9 protein-coding genes are annotated in these 12,024 nt (G+C 60.2%); 8 read left to right on the forward strand and 1 reads right to left on the reverse strand.

Annotated features, from left to right (window positions below):
* Nucleotides 1–34: 34 nt before the first annotated feature.
* The 6 genes from ACI2KA_RS05180 (at nucleotide 35) to ACI2KA_RS05205 (ending at nucleotide 7,334) form a co-directional block, all read left to right on the forward strand.
* Entirely contained in the window at nucleotides 35–1,126 is a 1,092-nt protein-coding gene (locus ACI2KA_RS05180; RefSeq protein ID WP_404499845.1) for a rhodanese-like domain-containing protein, read from the forward strand.
* Between the two features lie 46 nt (nucleotides 1,127–1,172).
* Nucleotides 1,173–2,426 carry an acyl-CoA dehydrogenase family protein gene (locus tag ACI2KA_RS05185; protein ID WP_404499847.1) on the forward strand — a complete coding sequence of 418 codons (1,254 nt, stop codon included), beginning with the start codon at nucleotides 1,173–1,175 and terminating at the stop codon, nucleotides 2,424–2,426.
* Nucleotides 2,427–2,639: 213 nt separating this feature from the next.
* The gene (locus tag ACI2KA_RS05190) at nucleotides 2,640–3,647 is read left to right on the forward strand and encodes a sugar ABC transporter substrate-binding protein (protein ID WP_404499849.1); all 1,008 of its coding nucleotides are present in this window, start codon (nucleotides 2,640–2,642) and stop codon (nucleotides 3,645–3,647) included.
* Nucleotides 3,648–3,738: 91 nt separating this feature from the next.
* Complete coding sequence (locus tag ACI2KA_RS05195; protein ID WP_404499851.1) at nucleotides 3,739–5,298, forward strand: sugar ABC transporter ATP-binding protein; 1,560 nt, start codon at nucleotides 3,739–3,741, stop codon at nucleotides 5,296–5,298.
* Between the two features lies 1 nt (nucleotide 5,299).
* Nucleotides 5,300–6,331: an ABC transporter permease gene (locus ACI2KA_RS05200; protein WP_404499853.1), complete on the forward strand. Its 1,032-nt coding sequence runs from the start codon at nucleotides 5,300–5,302 to the stop codon at nucleotides 6,329–6,331.
* A gap of 1 nt (nucleotide 6,332) precedes the next feature.
* Nucleotides 6,333–7,334: an ABC transporter permease gene (locus ACI2KA_RS05205; RefSeq protein ID WP_404499855.1), complete on the forward strand. Its 1,002-nt coding sequence runs from the start codon at nucleotides 6,333–6,335 to the stop codon at nucleotides 7,332–7,334.
* Between the two features lie 90 nt (nucleotides 7,335–7,424).
* Here the strand turns inward: ACI2KA_RS05205 and ACI2KA_RS05210 are convergent, their stop codons facing one another.
* Nucleotides 7,425–8,843 (reverse strand): LLM class flavin-dependent oxidoreductase, encoded by a 1,419-nt coding sequence (locus ACI2KA_RS05210; protein ID WP_404499857.1) that lies wholly within the window; start codon nucleotides 8,841–8,843, stop codon nucleotides 7,425–7,427.
* Nucleotides 8,844–9,138: 295 nt separating this feature from the next.
* On the opposite strand from ACI2KA_RS05210, the gene ACI2KA_RS05215 reads away from it, so the two are divergent.
* Nucleotides 9,139–10,587, forward strand: coding sequence for an FAD/NAD(P)-binding protein (locus ACI2KA_RS05215; RefSeq protein ID WP_404499859.1), 1,449 nt, complete (start codon nucleotides 9,139–9,141; stop codon nucleotides 10,585–10,587).
* A 168-nt stretch (nucleotides 10,588–10,755) separates the two neighbouring features.
* Complete coding sequence (locus tag ACI2KA_RS05220; protein WP_404499861.1) at nucleotides 10,756–12,024, forward strand: SfnB family sulfur acquisition oxidoreductase; 1,269 nt, start codon at nucleotides 10,756–10,758, stop codon at nucleotides 12,022–12,024.

The raw sequence follows: 12,024 nt of genomic DNA on the forward strand, positions 1-12,024 counted from the left end.
AGTGAAAAACCAGGATTTGTCAGGAGGATACGCAATGTCCATACATGCAGTCAGCAAGGATCGTCTCATCGAATGGCTGGGAGATGGCAAGGAACTTGCCATTCTCGACATTCGCTCCGCAGAAGAGGTGGGATATGCCTCACCGCTGTTTGCGACCAATCTGCCGGCTGAAAGGCTGGAGGCGGAAATAGACCGCTTCATCCCGCGCCCTGTCGTGCGAACGGTTCTGGTGGATGACGGATCAGGGCGCGCGCAACAGGCGGCGGAACGGCTTGCCGCAAAAGGCTGGAGCGACATTCATTTCCTGCGCGGCGGAATTCCGGCGTGGATCGCGGGCGGCGTGGACGCCTTGCCGACATTTGATATTCCCGGCGTCCCCTTCGTTCAGAAGATACGGAGAGAAAAGAACACGCCGGTGGTTTTCGCGCGCGAGCTGAAGGCCTGGCAGGAAGCCGGCGAGGATGTCGTCGTCATCGACACGCGCACGATAGCGGAATATGAAAAGGCGCATGTGCCGGGCGCCATCGGCGTGCCGGGTGCGGAACTTCTGCTGCGTTTTTCCGATCTCGTGCCCTCGTCCAAAACGAGGGTCGTCGTGTCATGCGCCGGTTTGCCCCGTGCAATCCTCGGGGCGCAGACATTGATCGACGCCGGAGTCGAAAACGACGTCAGCTATCTGCACGAAGGGACGCGCGGCTGGACGGATGATGGGTTTGAACTGGAAACGGGGCGTTCACAAACCTATCCGCCTGCCAGTGACGACGCCAAGGACATTGCGAAGGCGCGGCTCGAAACATTCTCCGGTGACGACGATCTGCTGTTCATCGACCGCCCGACGGTTGAAACATGGCTGCGGGACAAGACGCGCACGACCTATTTTCTTGACGTGAGAACGCCGGAAGAATTCGCGGCTTCGCATCTTGAAGGCTCTATTTCCTCGGAAGGCGGGCAGCTTCTCGGTGTCGCCTATCGCACCATTGCCGTGCGGGGCGCCCGGGTCGTTCTCGTGGATGACCTGCTGGGTGCCCGCGCCCGTGTCGTGGCGCATTGGCTGAAGCGGCGAGGTTTTGAAATCGCTCTTCATCTGCATGATTTCGAACAGGATGTCGAAGCGGCCGCGGCATAAGCGCGGCTCGGATTTCGCCAGACCGCTCCACGGACAGGGATTTGTAATGACCAATGCCAGCCAGGCCTGGGGTTCCGCGCCCAGCAGACGCTTCGACACGATAGCCGAGAGATTTCGGGGAATTTTTTCCGATATCGGTAGAGACGCCATACGACATGATCTTGGCCGCGAGCTTCGTTTCAATGACTATGATGTTTTGAAAGAGGCCGGTTTTTCCAGGCTGCGCCTACCGGAAAAATTCGGTGGCCTCGGCCTGACATTGCCTGAACTTTTCGGCCTCATCATCGAACTGGCGGAAGCGGATCCCAATCTCACCAATGCTTACCGCAGCCATTTGGGCTTCACGGAGGATTTGCTCAACGCAGAACCTTCGCCATGGCGGGATGCATGGCTGGAGCGGATCGGGCAGGGCGAGACCATTGGCAGCGGGTTTTCCGAAGTTGGCGATGCCCGGCTTGGAACCTATTCCACCCAGCTTACCCGCGATGACAGCGGCTGGCGGCTGAATGGCGAGAAATATTATACGACCGGTTCGCTCTATGCCGACTGGATAACGCTGGGCGCCGTGGATGGTGACGGCGTGCCGGTCGGGGCACTTGTTCCCACCAAGGCGGACGGCGTCGAGATTCTCGATGACTGGGACGGTTTTGGCCAGGCGCTGACGGCCAGCGGCACGGCGCGTTTTACGGACGTGGCGATTGCCGAAGATCTCATCAAACCCAGTGCCCTTCGCTTCAGCTATTCGGGCGGCTTTTTCCAACTCGTTCATCTGGCCTCGCTTGCCGGTATCGGCCGTGCGGCCGCTTCGGAAATCGCCCGTCATGTCGCGGAACGCAAGCGGGTCTATCAACGCAGCAATGCCTCTCGTTTTGCCGAAGACCCGCAGGTGCTTCAGGTCGTTGGGCGGGTCAGGGGGGCGGCCTATAGCGCCGGCGTCATCGTGTTGAAGGCCGCAGAGGCCCTGCAGGCTGCCTATGAAGCCAATCTTTCCGCAGATGAGGACGGCATTGCGCTGGCAAACCGCAATGCGGAACTCGAAGTCAGCCAATCGGTCACGGTGGTCAGCAATCTGATCCTCGATGCATCCACGATCCTCTTCGACGCGCTTGGCGCCTCCGCGGCAAAACGCAGCCATGGTCTGGACCGTCACTGGCGAAATGCCCGCACCATAACGTCGCACAATCCCCGTATCTATCACGACCGTATCGTCGGGAATTTCGCCGTCAACGGCACTTCACCAGCGCCGCATGGAGGCGTGGGAATAGCGCCGCAAACCGAGAAGGAAAAAACCGAAGTGTAAGAAGGACGTGGAGCACGGGCGGCGGCGCGCAGATGATCGCTGCCTCCTTCGCCGTTCGATAAGTGGCGTTGCGGTTATCTTCGTTGCCGCAACCCAATCCATCCGATCCGCCGGCTTAAAAATTTTCCGCATCGGCCTGCATTTGGAAAATCCTGTCTGTCGGGGCCAGATTCCATATTTTATTTATGGATTATATCTATTTTGGGGACGCACATGACAGAAGATATTTTCTCCTCCGGTTTCAACCGCCGCAATCTCCTGAAACTCGCCGCGGTCGCCGCCGCAGCCGTTGGCACGCAGGCGGCGTCGGGTTCGCAGGCTTTCGCCGAACAGGAACTTTCCCTCAAGGGCAAGCGCATTGGCATCAGCGCCACGGGCACGGATCATTTCTTCGATCTGCAGGCCTATAACGCCCAGATCGAGGAGGTGAAGCGCCTCGGCGGTGAACCGATCGCGGTTGATGCCAGCCGTAATGACGGCAAGCTGGTGTCGCAGCTTCAGACGCTGATCGCCCAGAAGCCGGATGCGATCGTGCAGCTTTTGGGCACGTTGAGCGTCATCGACCCCTGGCTGAAAAAGGCGCGCGATGCGGGCATTCCCGTCTTCACCATCGATGTCGGTTCGACGAATTCGTTGAACAATGCCACCTCGGACAATTGGGGCATCGGCAAGGATCTGGCGCTGCAGCTGGTTTCCGATATCGGTGGCGAGGGCAATATCGTCGTGTTCAACGGTTTTTACGGCGTGACGCCCTGCGCCATCCGCTACGACCAGCTCGTCAACGTCACCAAATATTTCCCCAAGGTGAAGATCATCCAGCCGGAACTGCGCGACGTCATTCCGAACACCGTGCAGGACGCTTTCACGCAGATCACCGCAATCCTCAACAAATATCCGGAAAAGGGGTCGATCAAGGCGATCTGGTCGGCCTGGGATATTCCGCAGCTCGGTGCAACGCAGGCGCTGGCCGCGGCCGGCCGCACGGAAATCAAGACCTATGGCGTTGATGGCAGCCCCGAGGTTCTTCAGCTCGTCGCCGATCCCAATTCTCCGGCTGCGGCCGATGTCGCCCAGCAGCCCGCCGAACTCGGCAGAACGGCCATCCGGAACGTTGCGCGGTATCTGGCGGGTGAAACCTTGCCGCGTGAAACCTATGTCCCGGCTCTCCTCGCCAACAAGGTGAATGTCGGTGAAGTCTCCAAAAAGCTCGGCATTGGCTGAAGTTTTGTGCTGCAAGGCGCGGTGCTGCTGCTCCGCGCCCGTCAGGCCCTGACGCGGAACGATCTGAACCGCCGAGCATGGAGAAATTGCCGTGGCTGTCGCAATATATCCGGACCACCCGGTCGAGGCCCGCGAGACGGACGACATCATTCGTCTGCACGATATTACCAAGTCCTTCGGCGGCGCCAAGGCCCTGTCCGGTGCATCGCTTGCCGTGCGCCGTGGCACCGTTCACGGCCTGGTCGGCCAAAATGGCGCCGGCAAATCGACGCTCATCAAGTTGCTTGCCGGTTTGCACGGTGCGGATGGCGGTTCGATCGAGATCGACGGAAAATCCCATGATCGATTGACGCCCCACCTTGTCGAAAAGCTCAGTATTCATTTCATTCATCAGGACCGCTTGCTGGTGCCCACATTCACGGTGAGTGAAGCGCTTTTTCTGGGGCGTGAACCACGCATCAAGGGAACGCCGTTTCTTGATCGCAACCTGATGCGCCGCCGTGCCGCAGAGGTGCTCGAGCGCTATTTCGGTATGCGCCTGCCGAACTCGGCGCTGATTTCCGATCTGTCGGCGGCGGAAAAGCAGATCGTCCAGATCACGCGCGCACTGCTCGACAATCCGAAGGTGCTGGTGTTCGACGAACCCACCGCAGCGCTTGTGCGGCGGGAGGCGGCGCTTTTGTTTTCGCTCATCCGGCGGCTGCGGGACGATGGCATAACGGTGATCTATATCTCGCATTATCTCGGCGAGATCGTCGATATCTGCGATACGGTGACGGTCCTGCGCAATGGACGCGATGTCGCGACCCTTTCCGTCGCCGATACATCGGCTGCTGAAATCGGCGCGCTGATGGTCAACCGCGACATCGCCGAGCTTTACCCCAAGCCCCAGCTTGTTCCCGGAGAAGCGCTCCTGTCGGTAAAAGACCTCACGCTTGCCGGCAAATATTCGGATGTCAGTTTCACGCTGAAGAAAGGCGAAGTGCTTGGCCTCGCAGGATTGGTCGGTTCAGGCGCAAAAGAGGTCATCCGCACCCTGTTCGGACTGGAGACGCCGTCATCCGGCACGGTCGAGGCGCACGGCCAGGCGATAACCTCCTCCAGCCCGGCGGATGCGGCGGCGCGGCGCCTTGCCCTCGTTCCTGAGGATCGTCGTCGTGACGGTGTTGCGCTTGATCTGACCGTTGCGGAAAACACCACGCTTGCCGGTCTCGGCCGCTTTTCCCGCCTTGGATTTCTGAGGAAGACGCAGGAGCGGCAGCAGACCGAAGATCTGATCGAGCGGTTGCAGATAAAAACCGAAGGTCCGGAGGCGCTGGTCAGAACCCTCTCAGGCGGCAACCAGCAGAAGGTTGCGATTGCCAAATGGCTGAGCCGCCAATCGGAAATCTATCTTCTCGATGAACCGTCGGTCGGCGTCGATATTGCCGCCAAGGTCGAGATTTACACGCTTATCGGCGAACTCGCTGCACGTGGTGCGGGCGTCATCGTCCTCTCGTCCGACATCGAAGAGCTTTTGGGCATTACGGACCGGGTCCTGGTCTTCTTCCGCGGCCGGATTGCACGCGAATTCATCTCGAAGGACACGCGGCAGGAACAAATTCTATCGGAGGTCACAGGTGCTTCGGACGCCAATACTCACAGCATCTGAGATGGTGGCTGACACGCCTCCTGATCTGGATTTGCCGCAGGCGGTGACTTCTGCGCGCCCGCGCGAAAGCAGGTTTCATCGCCGACTTGCGACTTTCGCCCTGCGGGGCGGCGCGCTTGCGGTCTTCGTCGCCGTGTTTGTTTTCTTTTCGCTTGCTGCCTCGTTCTTTCTGTCCGTGGGCAATATCGGCAATGTGCTGGCGCAATCGGCCATCGGTGGCGTTCTCGCCATCGGGCTGACGATTGTCATCATCGCCGGCGGTTCCCATGTGGTCACCGGCGGCATTGATCTGTCGCTGGCGGCGAATATGGGCCTGAGCGCTGCGGTTTACGCGACCCTCATACAGGCTGGATATGGCGATGCCACGGCTGCGGCGGGAGCGCTTGCCACGGGGGCAGCGATCGGGGCGGTAAACGCGGTCGCCGTCACGGTGGTCGGCATCGTGCCGCTTTTGGCAACGCTTGCGGTGATGAATGTCGTGGCCGGGCTGGAACTGGTTCTGACGCAGAATACCGTCATTCCAGCCTCCACCGATTTCCTTTCGGCACTTTCCGCCAGTGGTCCCGCCGGAATACCGGTGTTGGCCTATGTGCTCATCCTTTTTGCCGGGCTGGTGGCCGCCGCGGTGCAATATACGCCTCTGGGCTTGCGCCTTTATGCGGTGGGGGAATTTCCCGAGGCGGCGCGGGCAGGTGGCTTGCCGGTAAGATCCTTCGTGGCCGGTGCGTTTGTGACAAGCGGCTTGTTCGGCGGTTTCGCGGGCATCCTGTCCGTTTCCTATCTCAGCGGCAGCACCACCGGATCCGGTGAAATGCTGCTGCCGGTGGTAGTCACCGCGCTGCTCGGCGCCGTCTTTTCACGTCGTCTGGTGCCGACGGTGACCGGCACGCTGCTATCGGCGCTTTTTGTCGGTTTCCTCGTCAACGGTTTTCAGCTTCTCAACATTTCCAGCACGCTGGTGAGCGGCGTCCAGGGCCTGCTGATCCTGCTCGTCGTATCCGCCACCACCCTTTTGCGCCGGGAGAACCGCTAACATGTCGACTGCCGCCGTCGCCCCGCACAATAAAACCACGATCATCCCGATCCTGCGGGCTGGTGCGCGCTTTGCGCTGCCAGCGGCGCTGCTGATCGTTTTCGCCCTGTTTGCGGGTCTGGCGCCCGGGTTTCTGACCGCGACGAACCTCGTCAGCGTGCTGGTCAACAATTTCGTGCTGCTGGCAATCGTTTCCATCGCCATGACCTTCGTGGTGGCCTCCGGCGGTATCGATCTTTCCGTTGGCGCCGCGATCGATTTTGCGAGTTTCGCCTTCGTATCGCTGGTGCTTGCCGGACAGCCGGTGGCAATCGCGGCGCTGGCGGGCCTTGCCGCCGGTGCACTGGTCGGCGTCTTCAACGCCGTTCTCATCGCCGGTGTGGGTATTTCGCCGTTCCTCGCCACGCTCGGCACGCTGTTCGTCGGCCGCAGCGTCCAGCAATTGCTGACCAATGGCGGCAATCCCGTCTATCTGCCGCCCGCCGGAATCCCCGAAACCTTTCGGTTCCTCGGCCACGGCAACCTGTTCGGCGTCTCCGTCCCGCTGATCGTTGCGCTCTTCGTCGTCATCGCCGCATGGGTGATCCTGTCCGCCACGCGCTTCGGCCGCGTTGTCGTCTCTTCCGGAATCCAGGCGAGTGTTGTCCGTTATTCCGGTATCCGGCTTTCCGGCAGCGTCGCGGCAGTCTATGTTCTGGCGGCCTTCGTCGCCGCCATTGCCGGGCTCATCATCACCTCCACGGTGACCGTCTATATTCCGTCATCCGGCAATGCCTTCTTGCTGAATGCGATCGGCGCCACATTCATCGGCACGACGCTTGATGCACGGGGGCGGCCGAATGTGCCCGGCACCGTTCTCGGCGTGCTGCTGCTCAGCATCGTCGCCAACGGCCTTCTGCTCTCGGGCCTGAACTTCTATTGGCAACAGGTCGGTACGGGTTTGCTGATCTTCCTCGTGCTCGCCATCGGCTTCGCCAATCGCAAGGCGGCCGCCCATGCATAAACCGCCCCTGTGGAGCAGGGGCGGGCGCAAGGCGCATGAAAATTCCGATCACGCAATGTGAGCGTGCCGCCTGCAGTGCGGCAGCCGCTGTCAGATCGCGGCGCTTTTCGGCACCGTATTGGCTGCTTCCGCCTCTTCCCGCTTGACGGCTTCAATGTCGCGGTAGCGGTTGGCCGGATGGTTGGCCGCCAGGTAATCGCCATCGCCGAAAAGCTTTTCACGCAGCGTCCCGGTCCTGTATGTCGTAGGATAAACGCCGCGTTTCTGAAGCTCGGGCACGATGTAACCGACCACATCCTCGAAACTGTCCGGTGTCACCGCATAAGCGAGGTTGAAGCCGTCGACATCCGTGTCATCCACCCATTCCTGCAGGATGTCGGCGATGCGGGAAGGCGAACCGACAAAGACCGGGCCAAGGCCGCCAATACCGCCGAATTTCGCCAGTTCGTCGATCGTCCAGGCTTTGTCGCCGCCGGCTATGTGTTCCACGAAGGAATGGATGGCATTGGTTTCGACCTTCCGGACCTGGTCCGTCGGTGCATATTGGCCGAAGTCGATACCGCTCCAGCCGGACATGAAGACCAGCGAGCCGTCATAGGAGACATAGTCCCGGTATTCCTCGAACTTCTTCTGCGCTTTTTCGTCCGTCTCGTCGGTGATGATGGTGACCAGCGTGTAGATATAGACCTTTTTGGGGTCGCGGCCGGCTTCGGCGACGCGGCGCCGGGTTTCCGCCACATGCTGCTTGAGAACGGATCTGGTCGGCGCAGCCACGAAGATGCATTCCGCATGTTCGGCGGCGAAGGCCTTGCCGGGGCCTGACGCGCCCGCCTGATAAAGAACCGGAGTGCGTTGCGGCGAGGGCTCGCTCAGATGGTAGCCCGGCACCTCGAAATATTTGCCCTTGTGGCCGATTTCATGAACCTTGGCGGGATCGGTGAAGATGCGTCGGTCACGATCGCGCAGAACCGCGCCTTCCTCCCAGCTGCCCTCGAAAAGCTTGTAGAGCACCTCGATATATTCGGCGGCCACTTCATAACGGTTGTCATGGCGGCGCAGACCGCCCTGGCCGATATTTTTCGCCCCGCTTTCCAGATAGGAAGTCACGATATTCCAGCCGATCCGGCCTTTGCTGTGGTGATCGGCGGTCGAAAGCCGGCGTGCAAATGTGTAGGGATGTTCGAACGAGGTGGAGGCCGTGATGCCGATGCCCAGATGTTCCGTCGCCAGCGCAATGGGGGCGGCAAGCTGCAGCGGATCATTGACCGGTATCTGCGCGGCCTGATGGAGGGCGTGATAATTCGAACCCTTGTAGACGTCGTAATAGCCGATGACGTCGGCGATGAAGATGCCATCGAACACGCCGCGTTCCAGCGTGCGGGCCAGATCCTGCCAGTAGTCGAGATCCTTGTATTTCCAGGATTTATCGCGCGGATGCGCCCAGAGGCCCGGCGACTGGTGGCCAACGCAATTCATGTCGAAGGCATTGAAGCGGATGGTCTTGCTCATGCTGAACTCCCAAATCTGTCGCAGCCGAGAATAAAGGCGGCCGGAAGCGCGCGACAGTTTCCTGATGTTTTTTATAGACTATCTTGGAGAATAAAATTCCGCGCTTGAAGCGGCAGGCAACAGCCCTTTGCCGTCACTCCGTCATGCATGTGTGAATTAAACCGGTGCCGGAAGACGGCGATGCGGATGATTTTTTCGCTCCGCCCGCCAAGATTGGAAATTCTTAAGGCTACTATATCGACAAATGTTGTAGATTTTTCCGCAGCCGCAAGGCGACGAGATCACACGGGTTGATATGCCAGTAAACCGGAAGAATGCGATTGTCGCCATCATTGGCGGCGGATTCAGCGGAGCAGCGCTTGCCGTTCACCTCCATAGGGCTGTCGAACGGCTGGAGGCGGTGCAGGTCATCGTTTTCGAGCCGCGGGCGACATTGGGGGCGGGACTTGCCTATTCCACGCCGGAGCCTGCCAACCGGATCAACGTGCCGGCCGGGCGCATGACGCTTTATCCCGACGACCCTGATAGTTTCGTCCGTTATCTCGACAGAACGAACGCCTTGGCCGATGATGCTGCGGCGGTTTTGCCGGATGGGCAGGCCTATCCGCAGCGCAGCGTCTTCGGCGCCTATGTCGCTGCCGAAATAGCCCCTTTGCTGGAGGCGGGGGGCCTTGAGCACAGGCGCAGTACCGTGCAGCATGTGGGCCGCCGCGGCAATGGCTGGGAATTGCTGACCGCGGACGGAGACAGCCACTTCGCGGATATCGTGGTGGTGGCGACAAGCCATCCGCCGCCGGCCCTACCGCAGGTGCTGCAACCGCTTGCCGGCCATTCGAAACTGGTGGCCGACGTGAATGCGGATGCCGCGCTGGACAAGATCGATGCGGAAGACCGTGTTCTGATCGTCGGTAATGGCCTGACGGCGGCCGATGCCTTTGCCGCGCTCAGGCGGCGCGGTCATCATGGGCCGGTCGTTTCGCTGTCGCGCCGCGGCCTGCGGTCCCGTGGCCATCCAGCCGTGCCGCAGGAGCCTTATGGTGACTTTACCGATCCGCCATCGGGACGCGCATCGGAATTGTTGCGGCGTATTCGTGCAGCCTTGCGTGTCTCCGAAGCCGACGGTGCGACCTGGCATGGCGTTCTGGACGCCGTCCGCCTGCAAGGGCGCGACATCTGGCGCAATCTTCCGGTCAACGAACGGCGTCGGATCGTCCGTTGGTTGCGCCCCTTCTGGGATGCGCATCGCTTCAGGATCGCGCCGCAGGTGGAGACGCTGCTGGACGCCGCCGTCCTTTCCGGTCAATTGCAGATCGCCGCAGGTTCGCTTGTTTCTGCGCGGCCCGACAAAGGCGGTTCATTGCATATCGATATCAGATTTCGCGGTGACAAGGACGTCACGCCGACTGATGTCGATGCGGTCATCGTCACGACGGGTCCGGCCCATGGCGGGATATTGAACTCGCAGGCCTTTCTTTCCGGTCTGAAACAGGCGGGTCTTCTGACCCTGTGCCCAACGGGGCTTGGTATCCGCTGCGATGAGCAATCGCGTGCCGTCGACAGGCAAGGTGAGACAATCGAAACATTGCTGATCGGCGGTCCGTTGGCGCGCGGAACCTTCGGGGAATTGATGGGCCTGCCTCAGGTCACGGAACACGCGGTCTACGTGGCGCAGGTGATAGCGCGCCGTCTCGCATCGGTGGCGGCGGTCACCCGGTCGGCTGCGGTGCAATCTGTTTCGGGGTAGATATTTCGCGCTTCACCGGCGCTCTGTCGCTCCGCGACTCTTTCATTTTTTGCCGATAATAGAGAAAAACCTTCTCTTTTTTAGAATATAAAAAACATAGAATTACTGTTCAGTGCCGCACCTTATGCGATGCTCACGCCATCATTCACCGTGTTTGCGAGGCGTCCCATGGGCACGATTTCCGAGACCAAGATCGACTATAGTGTTCATCCCCGCGTTAATTCTGCGGACCCGATTGCGCCGCGTCCGCGTCCGGCGAAGCCGGCGCATATCGTCTCGTCGGATGCGGAAGCCATAGAAATCGCGCAGCGGCTGGCGGAAAAATTTAAGGTCGGTGCGGCGCTGCGCGATCGGGAAGGCCTGTTGCCCATCGACGAGCTCGACGAATATTCCCAGAGCGGTCTCTGGAGCATCAACGTTCCCAAGGCCTATGGTGGGCCGGAAGTCTCTTACGCCACGCTCGCCAAGGTGATTGCAACGATTGCCGCAGCCGATCCTGCGATTGCCCAGATCACCCAGAACCATCTGGCAATCGTCGCCACCGTCGAACTGGACGGCACGGAAGACCAGAAGAAGCTGTTTTTCGGCTGGGCGCTTCAGGGTATTCGTTACGGCAACGCCTTTTCCGAACTGAAAAGCAAGACCGTCGCCGATTTCGAGACGAAAGTGGTTCATGACGGCGACAGCGTCGTCGTCAATGGCGAGAAATTTTATACGACCGGTGCGCTGCTCGCGCATATCGTGCCGATTGTCGCACTCGACGAGACGGGGCAGGGATACCTCGTTTTCGCCGACCGCGATGCTCCGGGCCTGACGGTGACCAACAACTGGTCGAGCTTCGGTCAGCGCACCACGGCATCGGGATCGGTGAAGATCGAAAATGTCCGCGTTCCCGGGGAGAGGGCGGTCAAGGTCACGTCCTTCGATCATCCTACCATCGGTGGCCCGGTCTCGCAGATCATCCAGTCGGCGATCGATGTGGGCATCGCGCGCGGCACGATCGATGACACCATCGCCTTCATCGGCAAGCACAGCCGTCCGTGGCTCGACAGCGGCAAGCAGACGGCTGGCGAAGATCTCTTCACCATTGCCGCCATCGGCGATCTGAAAATCCGGCTGCATGCAGCCGAGGCGCTCTTGGAAATCGCCGGTCACAGCATTGACACGGCAAAACGGAACACGACGCTCGAAACCGTCTCGGAAGCGACGATCAGGACCGGGGAATCGAAGGTTCTGACCACCGAAATCGCCATTCTGGCAACCAACAAACTGTTCGAACTCGCCGGCACCCGTTCGACGCTTGCCGAACATGGGCTGGACCGGCACTGGCGCAACGCCCGCGTCCATACGTTGCACGATCCGGTGCGGTGGAAATATTTCCATGTCGGAAATTATTATCTGAACGGCGCGCATCCCCCGCGCCATGCCTGGAATTGA

The organism is Agrobacterium sp. NPDC089420 (genome assembly GCF_044900305.1).
Taxonomy (GTDB): domain Bacteria; phylum Pseudomonadota; class Alphaproteobacteria; order Rhizobiales; family Rhizobiaceae; genus Agrobacterium.